The organism is Nonomuraea sp. NPDC005692 (genome assembly GCF_040631115.1).
GTDB lineage: Bacteria > Actinomycetota > Actinomycetes > Streptosporangiales > Streptosporangiaceae > Nonomuraea.
This window is the reverse complement of the sequence record NZ_JBEXYU010000032.1, coordinates 107,326-129,106: the sequence shown is the minus strand read 5'-3', so window position 1 is coordinate 129,106 and position 21,781 is coordinate 107,326. Positions and strand designations below refer to the sequence as shown.

At 70.7% G+C, this 21,781-nt stretch carries 18 protein-coding genes, 2 rRNA genes and 1 pseudogene; 16 read left to right on the top strand and 5 right to left on the bottom strand.

The window, feature by feature from the left end:
* Both ABZ459_RS42445 and rrf read left to right on the top strand, forming a co-directional pair.
* Positions 1-97: ribosomal RNA gene (locus ABZ459_RS42445) — 23S ribosomal RNA — on the top strand; the annotation flags it as partial.
* A 142-nt stretch (positions 98-239) separates the two neighbouring features.
* Positions 240-356 (top strand): 5S ribosomal RNA (rrf, locus tag ABZ459_RS42440).
* 951 nt (positions 357-1,307) lie between these two features.
* Here rrf and ABZ459_RS42435 read toward each other — a convergent pair.
* Positions 1,308-2,762, bottom strand: a complete 1,455-nt coding sequence (locus ABZ459_RS42435; RefSeq protein ID WP_357983488.1) for a hypothetical protein — start codon at positions 2,760-2,762, stop codon at positions 1,308-1,310.
* Between ABZ459_RS42435 and ABZ459_RS42430 the strand changes: the two genes are divergently transcribed.
* Positions 2,706-3,734: a hypothetical protein gene (locus ABZ459_RS42430; RefSeq protein WP_357983486.1), complete on the top strand. Its 1,029-nt coding sequence runs from the start codon at positions 2,706-2,708 to the stop codon at positions 3,732-3,734. The genes ABZ459_RS42435 and ABZ459_RS42430 overlap by 57 nt on opposite strands.
* Before the next feature lie 80 nt (positions 3,735-3,814).
* On the opposite strand, the gene ABZ459_RS42425 is transcribed toward ABZ459_RS42430, so the two are convergent.
* Entirely contained in the window at positions 3,815-4,741 is a 927-nt protein-coding gene (locus ABZ459_RS42425) for an MBL fold metallo-hydrolase (protein WP_357983482.1), read from the bottom strand.
* 110 nt (positions 4,742-4,851) lie between these two features.
* Between ABZ459_RS42425 and ABZ459_RS42420 the strand changes: the two genes are divergently transcribed.
* Positions 4,852-5,244 carry a single-stranded DNA-binding protein gene (locus ABZ459_RS42420; RefSeq protein ID WP_357983479.1) on the top strand — a complete coding sequence of 131 codons (393 nt, stop codon included), beginning with the start codon at positions 4,852-4,854 and terminating at the stop codon, positions 5,242-5,244.
* A 166-nt stretch (positions 5,245-5,410) separates the two neighbouring features.
* Here ABZ459_RS42420 and ABZ459_RS42415 read toward each other — a convergent pair whose 3' ends face one another.
* Positions 5,411-7,030, bottom strand: coding sequence for a DUF1015 family protein (locus ABZ459_RS42415; protein ID WP_357983476.1), 1,620 nt, complete (start codon positions 7,028-7,030; stop codon positions 5,411-5,413).
* Positions 7,031-7,153: 123 nt separating this feature from the next.
* Here ABZ459_RS42415 and ABZ459_RS42410 point away from each other — a divergent pair, with 123 nt between their 5' ends.
* Positions 7,154-7,579 (top strand): tetratricopeptide repeat protein, encoded by a 426-nt coding sequence (locus ABZ459_RS42410; protein ID WP_357705715.1) that lies wholly within the window; start codon positions 7,154-7,156, stop codon positions 7,577-7,579.
* Positions 7,580-8,369: 790 nt separating this feature from the next.
* Here ABZ459_RS42410 and ABZ459_RS42405 read toward each other — a convergent pair.
* Positions 8,370-8,807 carry a TipAS antibiotic-recognition domain-containing protein gene (locus ABZ459_RS42405; protein ID WP_357983473.1) on the bottom strand — a complete coding sequence of 146 codons (438 nt, stop codon included), beginning with the start codon at positions 8,805-8,807 and terminating at the stop codon, positions 8,370-8,372.
* Positions 8,808-8,927: 120 nt separating this feature from the next.
* Between ABZ459_RS42405 and ABZ459_RS42400 the strand changes: the two genes are divergently transcribed.
* On the top strand, positions 8,928-9,899 hold the full coding sequence (locus ABZ459_RS42400; RefSeq protein WP_357983470.1) for an HAD-IIA family hydrolase: 972 nt from the start codon (positions 8,928-8,930) through the stop codon (positions 9,897-9,899).
* 362 nt (positions 9,900-10,261) lie between these two features.
* Here ABZ459_RS42400 and ABZ459_RS42395 read toward each other — a convergent pair whose 3' ends face one another.
* Positions 10,262-10,609: an SCP2 sterol-binding domain-containing protein gene (locus tag ABZ459_RS42395; RefSeq protein WP_357983467.1), complete on the bottom strand. Its 348-nt coding sequence runs from the start codon at positions 10,607-10,609 to the stop codon at positions 10,262-10,264.
* Between the two features lie 127 nt (positions 10,610-10,736).
* Here ABZ459_RS42395 and ABZ459_RS42390 point away from each other — a divergent pair, with 127 nt between their 5' ends.
* The 10 genes and pseudogenes from ABZ459_RS42390 to ABZ459_RS42345 all read left to right on the top strand — a co-directional run bounded on the left by ABZ459_RS42390 (position 10,737) and on the right by ABZ459_RS42345 (position 21,746).
* Complete coding sequence (locus tag ABZ459_RS42390) at positions 10,737-10,910, top strand: hypothetical protein (protein ID WP_352326208.1); 174 nt, start codon at positions 10,737-10,739, stop codon at positions 10,908-10,910.
* Positions 10,907-11,719: a TlyA family RNA methyltransferase gene (locus ABZ459_RS42385; protein WP_357983464.1), complete on the top strand. Its 813-nt coding sequence runs from the start codon at positions 10,907-10,909 to the stop codon at positions 11,717-11,719. Before ABZ459_RS42390 ends, ABZ459_RS42385 begins: the two co-directional genes overlap by 4 nt.
* Positions 11,716-12,618, top strand: a complete 903-nt coding sequence (locus ABZ459_RS42380; protein ID WP_357983461.1) for an NAD kinase — start codon at positions 11,716-11,718, stop codon at positions 12,616-12,618. Before ABZ459_RS42385 ends, ABZ459_RS42380 begins: the two co-directional genes overlap by 4 nt.
* Positions 12,619-12,712: 94 nt before the next feature.
* On the top strand, positions 12,713-14,422 hold the full coding sequence (recN, locus tag ABZ459_RS42375; protein WP_357983458.1) for a DNA repair protein RecN: 1,710 nt from the start codon (positions 12,713-12,715) through the stop codon (positions 14,420-14,422).
* Between the two features lie 73 nt (positions 14,423-14,495).
* Positions 14,496-15,692 carry a putative cytokinetic ring protein SteA gene (gene steA, locus ABZ459_RS42370; RefSeq protein ID WP_357983505.1) on the top strand — a complete coding sequence of 399 codons (1,197 nt, stop codon included), beginning with the start codon at positions 14,496-14,498 and terminating at the stop codon, positions 15,690-15,692.
* Positions 15,689-16,663 (top strand): copper transporter, encoded by a 975-nt coding sequence (locus ABZ459_RS42365; protein ID WP_357983455.1) that lies wholly within the window; start codon positions 15,689-15,691, stop codon positions 16,661-16,663. Before steA ends, ABZ459_RS42365 begins: the two co-directional genes overlap by 4 nt.
* 1 nt (position 16,664) lies before the next feature.
* Positions 16,665-17,516 (top strand): hypothetical protein, encoded by an 852-nt coding sequence (locus ABZ459_RS42360; RefSeq protein WP_357983452.1) that lies wholly within the window; start codon positions 16,665-16,667, stop codon positions 17,514-17,516.
* Positions 17,517-17,588: 72 nt separating this feature from the next.
* Positions 17,589-19,181, top strand: a complete 1,593-nt coding sequence (locus ABZ459_RS42355) for a lipid II flippase MurJ (RefSeq protein WP_357983449.1) — start codon at positions 17,589-17,591, stop codon at positions 19,179-19,181.
* 951 nt (positions 19,182-20,132) lie between these two features.
* Positions 20,133-20,615 (top strand): annotated as a pseudogene (locus ABZ459_RS42350) (glycosyltransferase family 4 protein); the annotation flags it as partial.
* Positions 20,616-20,978: 363 nt separating this feature from the next.
* Positions 20,979-21,746, top strand: a complete 768-nt coding sequence (locus ABZ459_RS42345) for a glycosyltransferase family 4 protein (protein ID WP_357983502.1) — start codon at positions 20,979-20,981, stop codon at positions 21,744-21,746.
* Positions 21,747-21,781 lie beyond the last annotated feature (35 nt).

The following is a 21,781-nucleotide window of genomic DNA, read 5'->3' as shown; positions in this document are numbered from 1 at the left end:
GTAAGGCTCCCGGTAGACGACCGGGTTGATAGGCCGGAGGTGGAAGCACAGTAATGTGTGGAGCTGACCGGTACTAATAGGCCGAGGACTTGACCACAAAGCATAATGCTTTGGTGTGTGCTGCGCTCTGTTACTCTTCGCCGGGTCCGGAGCTGCGCCACACCAAGGAAATTCTTGCCCGCGTCCACTATGCAATTCTGAAACAGCAAGCGGCAGTCCGCTTGACAGTTTCATAGAGTTACGGCGGTTATGGCGAGAAGGAAACACCCGGTTACATTCCGAACCCGGAAGTTAAGCTTCTCTGCGCCGATGGTACTGCACTCGGGAGGGTGTGGGAGAGTAGGTCACCGCCGGACAATCTTTCAAAGAAGCCCCACACGAATCGTGTGGGGCTTCTTTGCGTTGTACGCGCTTCCCGATGAAGAGCTTCAAGGGCACAGGGCGTCGAAGCCTTGGGAGTTCGGTTCGGTGTAACAGGCCGACTGCCAGTCGGATCGTGCCAACCGGTTCGCGAGCAGTGCGTTGCAAAGCGTCCTTTAGTTGATGTGCTCTCCGTGCCCGACCTGGCCCCTGGTAATGAGCACATCGACCACAGCAAGCTTCTCGTTCCGACGACTTGAGGCCGGGCGTGACAGCTCCAGGAGCTTCGCGCGCCGGCCCTGGGTGATGGCTGGTGAGCTATTTGTCGCGCAAACGGTCGAGCCGCCTTCTGGATCGGTCGCATCAGAGCGGAGGGCTGCTCTCGGGGCGCCCGGCGCACAGCAGTTGTGACGGTCCACTCTCAAGCCACAGGCTCGAGCGCGGCAGAGCCCATCGTTCGGAGGCTTCTTCGATGCCTCCGGGCACACGTGCGTGAGAACGTCGGCCAGATGCAGCTGGGGGGACTCTCTGTTCTTCTGTTGCTTGGCTTCGACCATGAAATCACCGCGGCGAGCCTTCTAGGCAGTGTCCTTCGGTGGGTGGAACAAAGGTGGGATGGTCGTGGGCGGGCGCGTTGGTGGAATGGTCGTGGGGTATCTGGAGGGCTCGTGAACGTTCGGGGGCTTGCTAGGCTGGGGGGAGCGGGCCACCCCCACGGGTGGCCTTCGTCGCGTAAGGCCCGAGGGCGGGCGGCGACCAGCCACGGTGGACCGCCGTTGTGAGTCCGCTGAGTGAGCCAACGAAATGGACCAGAAGTGAACAGAGATAACGGATCGGACGGCGGACAGCGCGGGCGCGGCGACTACGGGGACAGGCGCTCTGGCGGCGGCAGGACTGGCGGATACGGCTCTCGCGGGCGTGATTCCGGTGGCGATCGTCCGTTCCGTTCAGAGGGCCGGCCGCGGCCGTACAACCGCGAGGACAGCGCGCCCCGAGGCGGGGAGGGTTCCCGCGATGAGGGCCGCTCCTACCGCGACCGGGACGACCGCGGGCCCCGCCGCGAGGGCGGCTACGGTGACCGCCGTGAAGGCGGCGGCTCCGGCGAGCGTCGCGAGGGCGGCGGTGGCTACGGCGATCGTGGGCCGCGCCGTGAGGGCGGCGGCTATGGCGACCGTGGGCCGCGCCGTGAGGGCGGCGGCTATGGCGACCGTGGGCCGCGCCGTGAGGGCGGCGGTTACGGTGACCGTGGGCCGCGTCGCGAGGGCTTTGACCGTGGTCCCCGCAGGGAGGGCTTCGACCGGGGGCCGCGCCGTGAGGGCGACGAGCGTCGTCCTTACCGGGACCGGGATGATCGCGGGCCGCGCCGTGAGGGCGATGACCGCCGTCCCTACCAGGACCGGGGGCCGCGTCGCGAGGGAGATGAGCGTCGTCCCTTCCAGGACCGCGGACCTCGGCGTGAGGGCGGCGGCTATGGCGACCGTGGCCCGCGTCGCGAGGGCTTTGACCGTGGTCCCCGCAGAGAGGGCTTCGACCGGGGGCCGCGCCGTGAGGGCGACGAGCGTCGTCCCTTCCAGGACCGTGGACCTCGGCGTGAGGGCGGCGGCTATGGCGACCGTGGGCCGCGTCGTGAGGGCGGCGGCTACGGTGACCGTGAGCCGCGTCGCGAGGGCGGCGGTTACGGTGACCGTGGGCCGCGTCGTGAGGGCTTTGACCGTGGCCCGCGTCGTGAGGGATTCGAGCAGGGTCCGCGTCGTGAGGGTTTCGACCGGGGTCCGCGTCGCGAGGACTCCGACCGGGGTCCGCGCAGGGAGGGCTTCGACCGCGGGCCGCGTCGTGAAGGCTTCGACCGTGGCCCGCGCCGTGAGGGCGGCGGGTACGGCGAGCGCCGCGACGACCGCTTCGGCGACCGGGGCCCGCGCCGGGAAGGCTCTGACCGTGGTCCTCGTGGTGAGGGCTTCGAGCGGGGTCCCCGTGGTGAGGGTTTCGACCGGGGTCCGCGTCGTGAGGGCTTCGACCGGGGGCCGCGTCGCGAAGGGGGACCGCGTCGTGAGGGCGGGTTCCGTGACGACCGCGGCGGCGGCCAGCGTCGTGAAGGGTTCGACCGGGGTCCGCGTCGCGAGGGTGGTTACGACCGTGGCCCGCGCCGCGACGACTCCTACGGGCCTCGTCGTGAGGGCGGCGGCTACCGTGAGTCGCGTCCGTTCTCGCGTGACGACCGGGGAGAGCGTCCGGGCGGCGGCACCCGCGCCAGGTACGGCCGGGAGGAGCGCGACTCCGACGCCCCGCAGCGCGAGAGGCTGCCCGAGGTGGCGCCCGACATCACCGCGGAAGAGCTCGACAAGGAAGTGCGCGAGGAGCTGCGTTCGCTGCCCGGTGACCTCTCCGACCTGGTCGGCAGGCACCTGGTCGCCGCGGAGCGCGCCCTGGAGGAGGACGACCCCGACAAGGCGCACGAACACACCAAGGTGGCGCGCCGGTTCGCCGCTCGCATCGGTGTCGTACGCGAGGCTGCGGGCATCGTCGCCTACCGGGCCGGGCACTTCTCCGAGGCGCTCAGCGACCTGCGTGCGGCCAGGAGGATGACGGGGTCGGACGCGTACCTGCCGGTCATGGCCGACTGCGAGCGCGGTCTGGGCCGTCCGGAGCGGGCCATCGATCTCGTACGTTCGCCGGAGGCCGAGCGCCTCGACCGGGCCGGACGCATCGAGCTGACCATCGTCGAGTCGGGTGCCAGGCGTGACCTCGGCCAGCAGGACGCGGCCGTGATCACCCTCCAGCGCCTGCCCGAGCTGCGCGACCCGCAGCCCAAGCCGTGGTCGGCACGCCTCGCGTTCGCCTATGCAGACGCCCTGGCCGACGCCGGTCACCAGGAGGCGGCGACTGACTGGTTCGCCCGTGCGATGGCCTTCGACGAGGACGGCGAGACGGACGCGGCCGAGCGGTACGCCGAGCTCACCGGAGCCGTCATCGAAGACGTCGAGGAGGACTTCGAGGAGGACCTCGACTCCGAGGACGATTTCGACGACGCCGGTGCCGCCGACGAGGGCAAGCTGGCCGAGGAGGAGGAAGAGGACGCCGAGGCCCTGGCCGAGGCGGACGACCTCCTGGAGCCGGAAGCGACCGAGCCTTCCGAATCTCCCGAGGCTTCTGAATCCGCGGAGGCTTCTGCACCCGTCGAGCCGGAGGCCGCCGTCGCTGCCGAGGCCGCCGAGCCGGAGGCGGGCGAGCCAGCGGACAGCGGCGAGGAAGAGAAGCCGGCGGAGGCCGGGACGCCGGGGATCACGCCTGCGTTCATCGAGCCGAACTTCGGTGACGTGCTCGAGGTCGAGACGGACGAATCCGCTCAGGACCGGCCGAAGAAGAACGACGAGTAGGTGTTGCTGCTCCGCCGTACCCCTGATGGTTCGGGGTACGGCGGAGCTTTTGTGTCACATGGGGTGTGGTCAGCCGGTCGTCATCGTTCGACGCGGTTGAGCCAGTGGAGGATGCCCGCGACGTTCGACGGGGCGCCGCTCAGCAGTTCGAACTGCTCGGCCGTCGCGTCGTCCGACTTCAGGGCGGTGTAGCGCTCCTTGGTGCGGTCGCGGACCATGGCGACCGCGTGATCGAGGTCGAGGCCCTCGGAGTGTGCCTGGCGGGTGAGGTCCACCCAGACCTGGAGCTCTTCGGCTGATCGCTCAAGAGTCTCCTGGACGGCGCCGACCGGTCCGTAATGGCTGAACAGCAACCGTTGCGGACCAAGCGCCTGGAACAGGGCGATCGAGTCGAGGGCCGTCTGAAGGTCGAAGTCCGGCGGTGGCGTGGCGGGGCGCAGGTCGCCGGTCTGGGGCAGGTACACGCCTGCGGCGTCCCCGACGTAGAGGTCTCCGGTGGCGGAGTCGATCAGGCCGACGTGGTGCTTGGCGTGGCCGGGCGAGTAGTGGCTGCTCAGTGTGCGGCCGTTGCCCAGGTCGATGGCCCCGGTGTCGCCCAGGGCGACGATGCGCTCGGCCTCGGTGGGGGACAGTTCGCCGAAGAGGGTGTCGAGCTGGTCACCCCAGACCATCCGGGCGCTGGCCATCAGACGCGACGGATCGGCCAGATGGCGCGCGCCCTTCTCGTGTACCACCACCTGCGCAGATGGGAAGAACCTCGCGATGTCCCCCACACCGCCCGCGTGGTCCAGGTGGATATGGGTCACCACCACCGTGGCCAGGTCGTCCGGGCCGACGCCGAGCGAGGCGAGCGCGTCGCGCACCACGGGGGACGAGGTCGAGGTGCCCGTCTCCACCAGGCACGGTCGATCTCCCAGGATCAGGTAGCCGGCGGTGATGCCCGCGTATCCGGCCATCTTGGTGTCGATCTCATAGACGTCGCCGCCTAGTGCGGTGATGTTGTCCACAGGCACTCCCGCGCGTACATCCGTCATCCCCAGAACGACGTTCGTATCGATCCGGGCTTCCCTTCATCGTAGAGAGTGATCTCCTCCGGAACACAAACGGGAGGACGACAATGGATCGGAACGAGGTCGTGCTGGTGGGGCGGCTGTCGGCGGCGGTCGAGGAATACGCGATGCCGAGCGGCGACATGGCCACGAAGTGGCGCGTCATCGTACGCCGCCGGCGCAGGCACCGGCGAGGCCCGGCTCTCACCGACAGCATCCCGTGCGTCACGTTCGACCCCGGGGTGGCGGAGATCGTGCGGGGTCTCAAACCGCGTGACTTCATCGAGGTGACGGGCGCGTTCCGCTGCCGGGTCTTCGGCCCGGCCGCCGCCAAGATCTGGCGGTACGAGGTGGAGGTCAGCGCCGTCAGACCTGTCGAGGGGACGGTTACTGAGCCGTCTGAGGAGGTGGTTCCGAGCCAGGGGCCGCGGCAGGTGGCTCAGTTGGCCGGGGCGGGGTGACCTTGGCGGCGATGGCGAGGCGCCGCCCTGGAGAGCGCTTCGATCTGGGCAGGGGTCATGGGTCTGCGTTCCGGTTGGCCGATAGCCACGCCTGATGCTGGGTTCGGGGCTTGCTGGATCGCGATGAGGGGGAGCAGGGGAGGCGGGCTACGCGGCAGGGGCGGCGTCAGTCGATGGCGAACGTGCGCAGGACCAGGCCGGTACGCGGTTTGGGGCCGAAGGAGGTGGACTTGCGGGGCACCCGTTCGCCGCCCGCGGCGACCGCCAGCACGTCGTGGACCATGAGCGGCTTGAGGATGACGGCTGTGCCGCCCGTCTGGATCGCGAGCCGCAACGCCGCCTCGGTGTCGTGGTGGACGATGCGTACGGCCCGCTCGTCGTCCTCCATGCCCCACACCTTGGGCAGGATGAACTCGGTGAGGATGGAGGTGTTCAACGAGTTCCAGCGGTCCGAATGGTGGTCCGGCATCGCCAGGTTGAGCTGCACCGGGTCGGGGTCGGTGAGCAGATGGGTGCCGCTCTCCCCGGCGAGCAGGAAGGCGGGCTCGGCCGCGTTCTGCAGCGCCTCCAGGCCCTGCGCCAGGTCGTCGTAGTCGTGCACCTGCCAGGCGCCCCTGGCCCTGGCGGCGGCCTCGGTCAAGGGGAGACCGGGGATGACGCGGTGGATGGCCTTGAGGTCGGGCGGGTAGGCGGTGGAGTCGACGATCAGGGCCAGCCCGAAGTCCCAGGGGCCCAGCGCCTGACCGGGTGTCGGCGCGGAGGTCGGTTCCGCTGACGGATGGGCCAGGTGATCGGTCAGCTCGTGCCGGAACGAGGTGACTGGGCTGGGCGAGGGGGTTACGGGGTGGTCCGGCGTGGTGGAGGGTTCCGGTGACGGGTGCGGGGTGCCCTGGGAGTTCTGGGTGGGCATGCTCAGTGGCGCGTTGAGGGAGACCTGCTGAGAGGCTTGGGGAACCGTGGGCTGGAGGGCTTCTTGTGACGGGGCGTGAGGCGTGGCCTGGGGGGTCCCGTCCCGCAGGGCTTGGCGGGCGGCGTGCTCCTGACGCTGGAGTACGCGGTAGGTGGCGTACCGGTGGTGGCCGTCGGCGATCAGGGCTTGACGGTTGCGCAGGTCGGCGTTGATGGCGTCTATCTCGTCCTGGTCGGTGATCGCCCACAGCCGGTGGGTGAGGCCGTCCTCGGTTCCGGCCGTGACGAGGGGCGGCCGTTTGGCGGCCACCTCGTCCACCAGGCGGGTGGCCCTGCCGTGGTCGCCGTTGTAGAGCAGGAAGATGGGTTCGAGGTTGGCCTCGGTGGTGCTCATGAGGGCCAGCCTGTCGGCGATGGGGCCGGGCATGACGTCCTCGTGGGGGAGGATGACGCGTTCGGCGGGGTCGATCAGGCCGACGTCGCCTATCAGGCCACGCTGGAGGACGTGTGGGCCGCTCTGCTCGTACACGTACAAAGCGGGGGTGTCGTCGGCCACGAGGACGCCGGCGTCCAGCCAGGCCCTCAGGGTGTCCCTGGCCTCGGAGTAACGGGCTTCCAGCGGTACCTCGGTCCGGTGGCGGAGTCTGGACGGGGTTCCGGCCGGCTGTTCGGTGGCGGGTGTCGCTTCGGGGTTGCAGGGAAGGATGAGGCGGACGACGTTGTTCGGGTGGGAGGCAAGGAGGGCTTCGACGTCCGCATCGCTGATCAGGTCGTACGGTGGGGAGGTCACCTTCGCGGGATCTTCGACATCGAAACGTACGCCTCGGAAGGGCCGTAGCACCAGTCCGTCCGGCACCGGCAGTTCAGGAGTCCCCATACCGGGCATGCTCCCATAAATGTTTGCGCCTACCAGGAGTTGCCCCAATCGTTTGCTGTCGCGCCCCTAACGCGGCGGAGCGGGAGCGAGGTTCGTCGTCCAGCGATGAAGGAGTCCTCACGCATGGTTCAGGGCGGAAATGGTCACGATGAGTCCTTGGGCGGCGTTCCCGGGGGCGGTGTCTACGACTGGTATCAGCGTGGTGTGAAGTTGCTGAAGGAGGGGAGCCCGGCGGCTGCCGCGGCGCTGCTGGAGCGGGCTGCCGCTGCCGAGCCGCAGTCCCGGAGCATCCTTGAGGCGCTGGCTCGGGCGCAGTTCAACTCCCGTCAGTATGCGGAGGCCGCGGCCAGTTTCCGGCAGATCGTGGATGCGAACCCGGCTGAGGATTATGCGTACTTCGGGCTGGGCTTGTCGTTGTGGCGTACGGGGGATCTGGAAGGGGCTCAGGAGCCGCTGGCCATCGCGGTGGCCATGCGGCCGGACGAGCGGCATTACGTGTCGGCCTTGAAGAGCGTGCGGGCGACGTTGAGGGCTCGACGAGAGATGTAGGGGGCAGGCGGGCGCGAGGACCGGCCATGGCGACCAAGTGGCTGTGCCGGGCGTTTCCATCCGCTCTGGGCGGCGTCAGCTCGGATGGGGAGCCGCACTGCGGTGTCTGCTTGCAGCCCGTCGTGCTGATCGGGCGGCGTCGCAGCAGATCGCTTCCTTGACCCAGCTCTGTGCTGGAGGACGGGTGTCCGTGGCCTGGCACGCGGCTATGGCGTGCCGTGGTCGGCCTATCGGGGTGACGTTATTGCTCAGGTCCTTCCAGAGGCTCGATGAGACGTTCATGCCGTCACGCATGGGCGGCCGCATGTTCTCCAGACGCTGACGGCGGCTGGGGTACATCACGGCACCAACCCGCGGTTGCCCCCAGGCGCCTGTCGTGACGACTCTGCCCGATGCCGGAGAAGTGACTGCCCAGCCGCTTGGCGACTCGACTCGGGTTGCGAGAAGACCATGGTGATTGGCCGTGCCATATCTCACCACCTGGATATGGGGGTACTTTCCCGGGCGGGCGGTCAGGGGGTGGGGCGAATACAGCTGTGGCGGCAGCTCAGGCCGCCCCTGCGTGAGCGTGCAAGCATGCCGCGGATGCATCTGGCTGCCGTCGCATAAGGACAGGACATGCCGTGGCTGCATTTGGCCCCCCATCATCATGAGCGAAGGCTGCTTTGAGGGTCGTTGTCCGGTTCTGCGAGGGAGAACGGCGCGTTGAGGGCCGTGCCCCAGTTCCGAGCTTGCGGGCCGCCGCCGCACACGCGGCATTACGTCCATTCGGCCTGTCAGGCGGTGGGGGTCAGCCGTGGCGGGTGGCGTTGGCGAGGATGGCGGATCGGAGGTAGGCGGCCAGGCCGGTGGCGGTGCGGTCGAAGGTGGCGGTGAAGCGGGGGTCGGAGACGTACAGGTCGGCGAGGCCGCGGTGGATGTCGTACGTGCAGTCGTAGAACCAGCGGGAGAGGTGGGCGCGGTGTTCTTCGGCCAGGTCCATCGCGAGGTCACTGTCGGCCGGGACGTCGGCGTGCATCGCGTCGGCGAGGCGGGCCGAGAGGGCGGCTGCCTCGGCTTCGTGCCGCTGCCAGTCCTCCTTCGTGTACGACGAGGTGCGGCGTGCGCTTTCGGCCCAGGCATGCGTGTCGCCCCAGCGTTCCTCGGCCTCCGCCGCGTACGCGTCATGGGCGGGGGCGTCGAGGCGTTCTGCGCGTTCCTTCCTCGTGGGGGCGGGTTCGCGGGACATGGTCGTCCTTCCGGTGTCGGGTACGGGTTTCCGAGCCACGAGGAGAGGGCTTCCTGTGGCGGGGTACGAAGGCGACGCTAAAGTCTCACGCGGCGTGAGAGTCAAACGGGAAGAGGCGCTGTGCTGATTGACGGCTATGACACCCTGCTGCTCGACCTCGACGGTGTGGTCTACCTCGGGCAGCACGCGGTACCCGGCGCGAGGCAGGCGCTGGAGGAGGCGCAGGGCAAGGGGGTCCGGCTCGCCTACGTGACCAACAACGCCTCGCGGACGCCCGCCGCCATCGCCGCCCACCTGCGGGAACTCGGCGTCCCGGCCGCGGCGGCCGATGTCGTGACCTCGGCGCAGGCGGCCGCGCGACTGGTCGCCGAGCAGGTGGCTCCGGGCGCCGCGGTGCTGGTCGTGGGCGGGTCAGGGCTGCGGGTGGCCGTACGTGCTCATGGGCTCAGGCCGGTGTCCGTCGCTGCCGAGTCGCCCGCGGCGGTGGTTCAGGGGATCGCTCCTGGTTTGTCGTACGCCCTGTTGTCGGAGGGGGCGCTGGCCGTACGGCAGGGCGCGCTGTTCGTGGCCTCCAACGGTGACAGCACCATGCCGACCGGGCGGGGCGAACTGCCGGGGAACGGGGCAATGGTCCGGGTCATCGCCGCTGCCACCGGGATCGAACCGGTGTACGCCGGTAAGCCGGATCCGCCGTTGCACCGGGAGTCGATGATCCGTACGGGCGCTCGGCGGCCGCTGGTCGTGGGGGATCGGCTGGACACCGACATCGAAGGGGCCTCCAACGCGGGGGTGGAGAGCCTGCTGGTGTTCACCGGGGTGGCCACCCCGCTCGACGTGCTGACCGCTGCGCCGCGGCACCGGCCCACGTACCTGGCCGAGGACCTCGGCGCGCTGGTCCAGCCCTATCCCGACGTGCGGGAGGGCACCTGCGGGGGATGGCGGGCCGAGTGGCGCGACGGGGCGCTGCACCTCGAAGGCGACGGCAGCCGTATCGACGGCCTGCGCGCGGCCTGCGACGCCGCCTGGACGGCCGCGGGCGAGGGGCAGATCGGGGAGGACGCGGTCAAGGACGTCCTGAAGCGCGTGGGGTGAAGCATGTGGCACGGGCGGAGGAGCCGCCTCGACCTTGCTTTTCCCCGCCGAGCAGCGGCCACGATCCCCGTCGTGGCGGCGTCCTTCTTCCACGGCCCGCAACGCGCCGGACTCGTACACGCGCGTGGTGCAGGGGCAGCGCCGTGATCGCGGAGGTGTGGGCTGGTCGGGAAGAGCACCGGAGGGGGCGACGTGGCCGCCGGAGGGCGGCTCAGTCGGTCGGGAGGCGGGGGCCAGGTTCGCTGTTCGCTTGTCGCCTAACGGTTAACGCACGCGCTGAGTAGTCGCCTGACAGTGAACACACGCGCCGAGCAGCTGCGTAAGACTCAGCGTTCGCATCGAATAGCCGCCCGGGGAACCGGTCAGATCAGCTTGCGCAGGCGCAGCAGGTCGCCGAAGCTCGCGTCGATCTTCACCCGCCCTCCGAGCAGGGCACGGGCCAGGTCCAGTTCGCCGTCGACCAGCGCGACCAGGTCGTCGCTCGCGATGGTGATCTTCACGTCGGCCGGTTTGCCGCCCGCCGGCGGATCCTCGGTGAACGGGTCGAGCCCCCCGTGGTGCAGCCGCCCGTAGAAGATCACGTCGAGGTCGGACACCCGCGCGCTGACCGTGCGCTCGACCACGTGTTTGGCACGATCCTCCGCGCCGATCTCGTCGAACTGGGCGACGAGCCTGGCCAGTGCCGCCCGGCACTCCTCGACGCTTGCCATGTTGGGCATCCTTTCTTTCCCTTTGCGGTCGGTAGCGTTCCACATCACTAGCACCCCCGTATGAGCTTCAACGCGTGACACGCCTGCCAAGGTCCCGGGCGCTCGCCCGAGGCGTTACGGTCGAGTCATGAGTGAGCTGCCGGAGGAGACCGGTGACGAGCGGGTCGACGCCATCGTGGCCGGTCTCGGTCGTGTGGGCGAGCTGCCGGTGAACGAGCACGTGGCCGTGTTCGAGGAGGCGTTCGCCGGGCTGGAGTCCACTCTCGCGGGTGCGGGCGACGAAGCGCTGGGCGAGCGGTGAGCCGGAGGATCCGTCTCGACAGCGAGCTGGTGCGCCGCGGGCTGGCCAGGTCGCGAGAGCAGGCCGCCCAGCTCATCGAGGCCGGGCGGGTCAGCGTGGGCGGTCAGCAGGCGAGCAAGCCCGCGACCCAGGTCGACACCGCCTCGGCCATCGTCGTTGCCGAGTCGGCCGACGGGCCCGACTACGTTTCGCGGGGAGCGCACAAACTGCTCGGGGCGCTGGAGGCGTTCAAGAACCTGTCGGTGGAGGGGCGCAGGTGCCTCGACGCGGGAGCCTCCACGGGAGGCTTCACCGACGTGCTGCTGCGCCATGGCGCGGCTCACGTACTCGCCGTCGATGTCGGCTACGGCCAGCTCGCCTGGTCGCTGCGCACCGACGAGCGGGTGACCGTGATGGAACGCGTGAACGTGCGCGATCTGACCCCCGAGATGGTGGGCGAGCCGCCCACGCTGGTCGTGGGCGACCTGTCGTTCATCTCGCTGCGGCTGGTGCTGCCCGCGCTGGCGCAGGTCGCCGCGCCGCGGGCCGACTTCGTCATGCTGGTCAAGCCGCAGTTCGAGGTGGGCAAGGAGCTCGTGGGCGCGGGCGGCGTGGTGCGCGACCCCGAGCTGCGGGCCAGGTCGGTGCGCGAGGCCGCGGCCAAGGCGCAGGAGCTGGGGCTGAGCGTGCGGGGCGTGACCGCGAGCCCGCTGCCCGGCCCCTCCGGAAATGTCGAATACCTGCTGTGGCTGGGCAAAGGAGAGGGTGAGCCGCCCGTCGCCGAGCTCGATGCCGAGATCCAGCGTGCCGTCGCGGAAGGGCCGCAATGAACCGGACCGTGCTGGTCGCCGTCCACACCGGGCGGGGTGCCGCCGTCGAGAGCGCCCGGCTGGTCATCAACCGGCTGGTCGAGGCGGGCATCAACGTACGCGTCCTGGACACCGAGGCACGTGACATCGGCTGTGGCGGGGTCGAGGTCGTCCCCTGCGACGATCCCGGCTCGGCCAAGGACGCCGAGGTCATGATCGTGCTCGGCGGCGACGGCTCGCTGCTGCGCTCGGCCGAGCTGGCCAAGCCCGCCGGCACGCCGCTGCTCGGGGTCAACCTCGGACACGTCGGGTTCCTGGCCGAGGCTGAGGTGGCCGACCTGGCCTCGGCGGTCGACAGCGTGGTCGCCGGGCGCTACGACGTCGAGGAACGCATGACGATCGACGTCCTGGCCAGGCAGAACGGCCGGGTGATCGCCGACACGTGGGCGCTCAACGAGGTCACCGTGGAGAAGCAGGAACGCATGCTGGAGGTGGTCGCCGAGATCGACGGGCGGCCGCTGTCCCGCTGGGGCTGCGACGGCGTGATATGCGCCACTCCTACGGGTTCGACGGCGTATGCGTTCTCGGCCGGCGGGCCGGTGGTCTGGCCGGAGGTGGAGGCGCTGCTGCTGGTGCCGATCAGCGCCCACGCGCTGTTCGCCCGGCCGCTGGTGGTCTCGCCCCGGTCCACGATGGCCGTGGAGATCCTGCCGGACACTCCGGGCGGGGTTCTGTGGTGCGACGGCCGCCGCCGTTTCGAGCTGCCCTCCGGGTCGCGCGTGGAGGTGCGCAGGGGCGCCGAGCCGGTGCGCCTGGCCCGTCTGCACGGGGTCGAGAACACCGGCGCGCCCTTCACCGACAGGCTGGTCGCCAAGTTCGAACTACCGGTTCAGGGATGGCGCGGGAGAGTGCGACCCTGAATGAATGGAGGGCAGAACGCGTAGGATCCCATGGGCAACAGGTGTCCGGAGACAATCGACCGGCCATCAGGCACGGCAGTGACGGGAGTGGGCAGTGCGACCAAGGGTCGAGGAGGTCCGCATCCAGGGGCTCGGCGTCATCGACGAGGCCGTACTCGAGCTTTCGCCGGGCTTCAACGTGGTCACCGGCGAGACCGGCGCGGGCAAGACGATGGTCGTCACGGGGCTCGGGCTGCTGTTCGGCGGCCGGGCCGATCCCTCGCGCATCCGTCCGGGGGCCGACAAGGCGACCGTGGAGGGCACACTCGTCGTCGAGCCCGGCGGCCGGGTAGCCCAGCAGGTCGAGGACCTCGGCGGTGAGGTCGAGGACGGTGAGTTGATCATCTCTCGCACCGTCTCGGCAGAGGGCCGCTCCAGGGCCTGGCTCGGGGGCCGTACGGTGCCCGTCGGCACGCTGACGTACCTGGCCGACGACCTGGTGGCGGTGCACGGGCAGATGGACCAGCAGCGGCTGCTGCAGGCCGCCAGGCAGCGCGCCGCGCTCGACCGTTACGCGGGAAACGAGCTGGTCAAGCCGTTGCGGGCGTATTCGCAGGCGTACAAGCGGCACAAGCAGGTCGGGGCGCTGCTCGACGAGCTGACCACCCAGGCCAGGGAGCGTGCGCAGGAGGCCGACCGGCTGCGGTTCGGCCTGGAGGAGATCGAGAAGGTCGACCCCAAGCCGAGCGAGGACGCCGACCTGCGCGAGGAGGAGGAGCGCCTCTCGCACGCCGACGCGCTGCGCAGCGCCGCCACCACGTCCCACACCGCACTGCTCGGCGACCCGATGGAGGCCGGCGGCGGCGCCCGTGACGTGATCTCGCTGCTCGGGGAGGCCCGCGCGGCCGTCGAGGCCGTGCGCGACTACGACCCCCAGCTCGCCGGCGTGGCCGACCGGCTCGCCGAGGCCGGATACCTGATCTCCGACGTCGCCACCGACCTGGCCGCCTACGCCGAGTCCATCGAGGCCGATCCGGCCCGTCTTGGAGCCGTGCAGGAGCGCAGGTCCGTGCTGGGCGGCCTGATCAGGAAGTACGCCGCGGACAGCGCAGGGGTGCTGGCCTGGGCCCAGCAGGCGGCCGCCCGCCTGGGCGAGCTCGAAGGCGACGACGAGCGCATCGAGGAGCTCACCCGCGAGCACGAGGAGCTCACCACCAGGCTCACCACCCTGGCCGCCGAGCTCACCAAGGTGCGCGAGGCCGCCGCCGAGCGGTTCGGCCAGGCCGTGACCGAAGAGCTGACCGCGCTGGCCATGCCCCACGCCCGGGTCGTGGTGCAGCTCACCCAGAGCGCCGAGTTCGGCCCGGAGGGCGTCGACGAGGTGGAGCTGCGGATGGCCGCCCATCCGGCCGCGCCGCCGCTGCCGCTCAACAAGGGCGCCTCCGGCGGTGAGCTGAGCCGCGTCATGCTCGCCATCGAGGTCGTGTTCGCCGGTGCCGACCCGGTGCCGACGTTCGTGTTCGACGAGGTGGACGCGGGGGTCGGAGGCAAGGCCGCGGTCGAGATCGGGCGCCGGCTGGCCCGGCTCGCGCGCACCGCGCAGGTGATCGTCGTCACCCACCTCCCGCAGGTGGCGGCCTTCGCCGACCAGCATCTGGTCGTCGAGAAGGCCAGCGACGGCAGCGTCGTGCGCAGCGGTGTCGTCACGCTCAACCACGAGGGGCGCGTCCGCGAACTGTCGCGCATGCTGGCCGGTCTGGAGGACTCCGAACTGGGCCGGGCACACGCGGAGGAGCTGCTGGGGCTCGCAGCGGCCGACAGGTGATTCTGTGTGACATAGTGGACACGCCGCGTAGTGCTTGGCCTCCGCGCTGTTTCCCTCTGGCAGGATGGTCATGATGAAGGTTCCGGGGAGCAAGATGCCGGGCCTCCGTGGCAGGAAGGTCGGTGACCTTCCCGGTGTGACGGCAGTGGCGAGAATCGACCGGCGAACCAAGAGGCTGACCAAGCGCCTCCAGCCCGGGGAAATAGCGATTATCGACCATGTCGACGTTGACCGGGTCAGCGCGGAGGCGCTCGTCGCATGCGGCGCGGCGGCTGTGGTCAACGTCGCCGCGGGCATCAGCGGCCGCTATCCTAACCTGGGGCCCCAGATTCTGCTCGACGCGAGCGTGCCGTTCGTCGACAACGCCAACCCCGAGCTGTTCGAACGCGTCAAGGACGGCGACGTCGTCCGCGTCCACGAGGGCGTGATCTACCTCGACGACGACGTCGTGGGCAAGGGCGACGAGCAGACGACCGAGGCGGTCGAGGCTGCCATGGCCGAGGCGCGCGCCGGGCTGGCCGTGCAGATCGAGGCTTTCGCCGTCAACACGATGGAGTACGTTCGTGGTGAGGGCAAGCTTCTCATCGACGGAGTCGGCGTGCCTGAGATCCGCACCCCGATGGAGGGCAGACATGTCCTCATCGTGGTGCGCGGATATCACTACAAGGAAGACATCGCCACCCTCCGCCCCTACATCAGGGAATACCGGCCCGTCCTCGTCGGCGTCGACGGCGGCGCCGACGCGCTGCTGGAGGCCGGCTACCTCCCCGACGTGATCGTGGGCGACTTCGACTCCGTCTCGACCAAGGCCCTGACCTGCGGCGCCGAGCTCGTCGTGCACGCCTACCGCGACGGCCGGGCCCCCGGCCTGGAGCGGGTGCACCAGCTCGGCCGCGAGGCGGTCATCTTCCCGGCCACCGGCACCAGCGAGGACATCGCGATGCTCCTGGCCGACGACAAGGGCGCCGAGCTGATCGTCGCGGTCGGCACCCACGGCACCCTGGAGGAGTTCCTCGACAAGGGCCGCTCCGGCATGGCCAGCACCTTCCTGACCCGGCTGATCATCGGCAGCAAGCTCATCGACGCCAAGGGCGTGAGCAGGCTCTACCGCAGCCGCATCACCACCTCCCAGCTCCTGCTGCTCGTGATCACCGCGTTGATCACCATGGGGGTCGCGCTCTTCCTGTCACCGCTCGGCCAGACCTGGCTGAACGGCCTGCAAGACGTCTGGAACGCATTCATCTTCTGGCTGGTCGGACTCTTCTCGTGATCGATTTTCGCTACCACGTCGTCTCCATCGTCGCGATCTTCCTGGCGCTCGCCGTCGGGATAGTGCTGGGCACAACGCTGCTGCAGGACCCCGCGCTGAAGTCCGCGCAGGAGCTCACCGCACAGCTCACCAAGACGAAGGACGAGCTGCGCGTGCAGATCGACCAGCTGCAGGGCCGCGAGGCGGGCAACGACGCCTTCGTCGCCAGCGTCACTCCGAAGCTGGTGGCCGGCGAGCTGACCGGCCAGCGCGTGCTGCTGGTCGAGGCGCCGGGTTCGACCACCACGTTCCGCGAGGCCGAGCAGCAGGTGCTGGAGGAGGCGGGCGCCGAGGTGAGCGGGCGCGTCATGCTGACCGAGAAGTTCTTCGACCCCGACCGCAGCGGCGTGCTCGACGGCCTGGTCAACCAGCTCAAACCGGTCGACATGGTCTTCCCGTCCACGGCGACCGTCTGGGACAAGGCCGGCGCACTTCTCGCCTCCACGCTGCTCACCACCGACCAGGCGCAGGCGGGCACCCCCAACGCCGCGACCGCCGCCGTCATCAGCGGGTTCGAGGCGGGCGGGCTGGTCAGCACCGACGGCGACCCCGCCAAGCGGGCCATGCTGGCGGTGATGTTCGCGCCGGAGAAGACGTACGAGGGGGAGCAGGCCGAGACCCAGCTGGGCGCGCTCGTCTCGGTCGCCGACCGGCTCGACGCGGGGGGCAAGGGCGCGGTGCTGGTCGGCAGCGCCGCCAACGCGGCCGTCACCGGGGGCGCCGTCAGTGCCCTGCGCGACGACGGCGACGTCGCGAAGCGTGTGTCCACCGTCGATACCGTCGATATGCCCACGGGCCGGGTCGTGGTCGTCTACGCTCTCCGGGAGCAACTGAGCGGGCGGGCCGGCCAGTACGGCATCGGCAAGGGGGCCTCGGCCACCCAGCCCGCGCTGCCGTCCACCACACCCTCACCGACCCAGTCAGGGAGCTGACATGGCCCGTGGCCTGCTCTACGCGCTGGCCGGCGCCGCGATCGGTGCCGCCGCCGCCCGTGCCGCCTACTCCGCCTTCACCCGGAACCGTCCGGCCGACCTGGGCGGGCGCTGGACGCGCAAGAACCATCGCGGCGAGCCCATCACCCTGCTGGAGGGGCCCGCGTTCGTGGCGGGCTCCGGCGTCGCCGCTGCGCTCACGCCCGGTCTGGCGCCACGCACCCGGCTGGCCGCGGTGCTGGCCGGCGTCGGCACCGGCGCCCTCGGGGCCTACGACGACCTCTACGGCACCACGTCCTCCAAGGGTTTCAAGGGCCACCTGACGGCTCTGGCCCGCGGCGAGGTCACCAGCGGCGCCGTCAAGATCCTCGGGATCGGCGCGACCGGGCTGGGCGCCGCCGCCCTCGTCTCCGACGGGCCCGTCGACACCCTGGTCAACGGCGCGGCCATCGCGGGCGCCGCCAACCTGGCCAACCTGTTCGACCTGCGTCCCGGTCGGGCGATCAAGGTCGGGCTGCTGGCCGGGGGCCCGCTGCTGGCCGTCTCTCTGCTGCGGTCGTCGCCCGCCGCCGCGGCCCTGGCCGCCGTGCCGCTCGGCGCCGCCGCGGCGCTGCTGCCCGACGACCTCGGCGAGCGCGCCATGCTCGGCGACGCGGGCGCCAACTCGCTCGGCGCCCTGCTCGGGCTGGCCGCGGTCACCAAGCTCGGCAGGCCCGGCAGGCTCGTCCTCCTGGGCACGGTCGCGGCGCTCACCGCTGCTTCGGAGAAGGTCAGCTTCACCAAGGTCATCGCCGCCAACCCGGTGCTCAACCGGATCGACATGCTCGGGCGGCGTCCCGTCGACCACGTGTGACCCTCCGCGCGCGATTGTCGGTGGCACCTGCCAGGATGTCGGCGTGACCGGATACTGGGCGGGGGAGGCCGGGTGCGGAGCGTGACGGCGCGGGGCGTGGCGGGTGGCGCCCTGCTCATCGGGGCGATCACCGTGCTGGCGCGGATCGCCGGCTTCGCCAAGCAGTACGCCTTCGCCCAGACCGTCGGCACCAACTGCCTGTCCACCGCCTACATGACGGCCAACCAGATCCCCAACATCGTCTTCGAGGTCGTCGTCGGAGGTGCGCTGGCGGGCATGGTGGTGCCGGTGCTGGCCGGGTCCGCCGCCTCGCGCGAGCGCACCGGGCACATCAGCTCGGCGCTGCTGACGTGGGTCGTCGTGGTCCTGGTGCCGCTGGGGGCGCTCACCGCGCTGTTCGCCCGGCCGGTCATCGCCCTGTTCCTCGGTGAGGCCGTCAACGGGTGCGACACGACCCAGCTCGTCGCCCTCGCCACCCGGATGCTGGTCGTCTTCGCCCCCCAGATCCCTCTGTACGGCGTGGCCGTCGTGCTCTACGGCGTGCTGCAGTCGCACAACCGCTTCGCCGGGCCCGCGGTCGCGCCGCTGGTGTCCAGCATCGTGGTCATCGTGGCGTACCTGCTGTTCGTGCCGCTCAGCTCGGGGATGGTCGACCCGGCGCACCTGCCCGGGCCCGCCGAGCTGGCCCTGTCGGTGGGCACCAGCCTGGGCGTGCTCTCGCTCGTGCTGACCGTGGTCGGGCCCGTGTCGCGGCTGGGGCTGCGGTGGCGGCCCACCTTACGTTTCCCCGACGGCGTGGCCGGGCAGGTGCGCAGGCTCGCCCTGGCCGGGATCGCGGCGCTCCTCGCCCAGCAGGCCGCCATGATCGTCGTGGTGCTGCTGTCGAACAAGGCGATCGGCAACGGGGCGCTCACCGTCTACAACTACGCGTGGGCGATCTATCTGGTGCCGTACGCGGTGCTGGCCGTGCCGATCGCGACCAGCGCGTTCCCCCGGCTGTCGGCGCAGGCGGGCGACGCGGTCGCCTTCTCGGCGCTGGCGGCCCGGACCACGCGGGCCGTGGTACTGGTCACGGGGCTGGCCGCCGGGGTGCTGGCCGCCGCGTCGGGGCCTGGGGCGGTGGTGTTCCTGGGAGGCAGGAGCGAGGTGCCGCCGCCTCAGCTCGCCCTGGCGATCGCGCTGTTCGCGCCGGGCATCGTCGGCTACGGGCTCATCGCCCACCTGAGCCGGGTGCTCTACGCGGCCGGGCTCGGGCGGGCGGCCGCCACCGGGACGGTGGCGGGGTGGCTGGTCGTCATCGTCGCGCAGACGGCGCTGGTGCTGCTGCTGCCCGCCGGGTGGAAGATCGGCGGGATGGCGCTGGGGATGAGCGTCGGCATGACCGCCGGTGGGGTGTTGCTGCTCGCGGCCGTGGTGCGGGCGCGCGGCAGCGGTGCCGCGGCGGGGCTGCCCAGGGCCGCGGGGGCGGCGGTCGCCGGTGGTGTGTTGGGGTATCTGGCGGGGGCTGGGGTGGTGAGGTGGCTCGGCGTCTCGGGCATCTGGCCGAACGTAGGTGCGGTGGTGCTGGCGGCGGCGGTGGCCGTGGTGGTGGGGACTGTCGTCGTGGCGGTGGTGGACCGGCCGGATGCCAGCGGGGTGGCTGGGCTGCTCCGACGGGGCGCCTGATCCACAGCCACTGATCCACTGCCACTGACCCTCTGCCCAGAGTGCGGAAGGTGCGCTCCGACGGTTCCTGGTCGCGTACGGCTTACGGGCGTTCGGACGGCTGGTCACGTACGGCTTCGGGAGTTAGAACGGCTGGGGTCGCGCACGGCTTACGGGCGTTCGGACGGCTGGTCGCGTACGGCTTCGGGAGTTAGAACGGCTGGGGTCGCGTGCGGCTTACGGGCTCGGGCGGCTGGTCGCGTACGGCTTCTGCGGCTGGATCGGCTGGTCGCGCACGGTTGGTCCCGCACGGCTTCTGACGCTTGGACGGCTGGTCTCGCGAGGCTTTTGGGGCTGGCACGCCTGGTGGCGCGGGGCCTTGGTGGCGCGGCCGTTGGTGTTTCGTAGTTCCTGGTCCTCCGCGGTGCGTGGCTTGCCGTTGGTGGTCGGCTCCGGAGGCGGGGGCTCTGTGAGGCATGTCTTCCTCAAGGCTTGCCTTTGTGAGGCTGGCATGCGGTAGGTGACGGGCCATGCAGGGGCAGGAGCCGTCTGGGGCCTGGCCTGGGGAGGGTGTCTGGCCTTGGAGGGGGCGCAGGGCGTCGGGTGCATGGTTCCAGTGGTGCTGGACTTCTTGTGGGCAGGCGCCACGGGGCTGGCGGGTCTGTGAAGGTGATCACACTCGTGGGGGTTGGGCTGGCCGTGAGGTTTGGGGCCGTCGAGTTGTCCGGCATCTGGGAGGTGCCAGGGGCCGGGGATCCTTGGCCCCTTGGCTTCAGTTCCGCCAGCCTGGCGCTCAGCCGCTCTGCGGGCTCCAGTTCCGCGATGGGCCAGGCCTATTCGGCCGCGGCTGGCGCCGAGGGGCCCGCGCCGGTGCTGCCGACGGTGTAGGTGAGGTAGGCGTAGTCCGGCGCGCGACCCGAGGCCAGTCGCACGGGCGTAGGGGCCTGCGCGGTCGGTTGCTTGGTGGCGGGTATGGCGTGCGGACCAGGGCGTGATGGTCAGGGTTGGCAGGCCGTGAGCCTCAGGTGCTTGTGGAGGGCTGGTACTGGGCGTCGGCGGGTTGTGCGGGTGAGATCGGGAAGCTGCGGCGTGAAACGGGTTACGGTTTCAGCTTTGAGGTGTGGCTGCGGTTTCGGTGCAGGCTTAGGAGGGGTCGTGCGGGTGGCTTTTGTGATGGGGACCACGTCGGGTGGGACCGGGCGGCATGTACGGATGCTCGTCGAAGGGCTGGTACAGCGCGGGCACCAGGTGGCGGTGGTGGGGCCGGGGAGCGTTGAGGAGGCGTTCTCCTTCCGGGCGGCGGGAGCCGCGTTCGCCGAGGTGCCCGTGTCCGACCGGCCGCATCCGCTGAACGACCTGCGCGCGGTGCTCGCGATCCGGCGGCTGACGCGCGACGCCGACGTTGTGCACGCTCATGGTCTGCGAGCAGGGGCGTTGGCCAGCCTGGCGCTGAGGGCATTCAGGGCTCAAGGGACAAGGGGCCGGGTGGCCCCGATTGAAGAAGCTGGGCACCGGGAGGCGAGAGACCGAGGGGCCTTGCTTCAGGACGTCGGGCGTCGGGAGGTGGCGGGCCAGGGGACCCCGGTTCATGACGCGGTCGACCTGGAGGCGGCGGGCCACGGGACTCCGGTTCAAGACGCAGTGGGGCTGGAGGCGGCGGGCCACGGGACTCCGGTTCAAGACGCAGTGGGGCTGGAGGCGGCGGGTCAAGGGGCGCCGGTTCAGGACGCAGGGGGACGCGAGGTCAGGGGCCGGGGGGGCTCGGTTCAAGACGCAGGGGGGCGAAGGGGCGACGGCCGGGAGGGGAAGGGGCCCGGAGTGGTGGTCACCTTGCACAACGCGCTGACCGCCGGCGGTTTCGTGGGGTTCGTCTACGGGGTGCTGGAGCGGATCGTGGCGCGGCGCGCCGACCGGGTGCTGGTGGTCTCGCCGGACCTGGCGGAGCGGATGACCGTCCTGGGAGCCAGGGAGGTGGCGGAGGCGATGGTGCCCGCGCCGCCGCTCCGGCCCGCCCGGCGCAGGCCGGAGGAGGTACGGGAGGAACTGGGAGCGGGTGATCGTCCTCTGGTGCTGACGATCGGCCGGCTGGCCCAGCAGAAGGGGCACGACACCCTGCTGGACGTGGCGGCGGGGCCGTGGGAGTCGCCGGCGCCCCTGTTCGCCGTCGCGGGAGAGGGGCCGTTGCGGGCGGAGCTCGAGGACTGGATCCGGGGGCGGAACCTTCCCGTCCTGCTCCTGGGAGACCGGGACGACGTCCCCGACCTGCTGGCGGCCGCGTCCGTCGTGGTCAACTGCAGTCGCTGGGAAGGGCTGCCGCTCAGCCTCAGCGAGGCACTGATGGCGGGCAAGCCGGTGGTGGCGTCCGACGTGGGCGGGATCCCGTGGCTGGTCGGCGACGCGGGGATGCTGGTTCCGTACGGGGACGCCGAAGGGCTGCGCAGCGCGTTGCGCAAGGTCCTGGGCGAGCCGGGGATCGCGCGGACGCTGGCCGAGGCGGCGGCCCGGCGGGGACGGGAGTTGCCGGACGGTGACGATGCCGTGGAGAGCGTCCTCGGGGTGTACGAGGCGACAAGATCGAATGGATGATGGGATCAGAGTGTCGGCGTATACTGCGTGGGTTA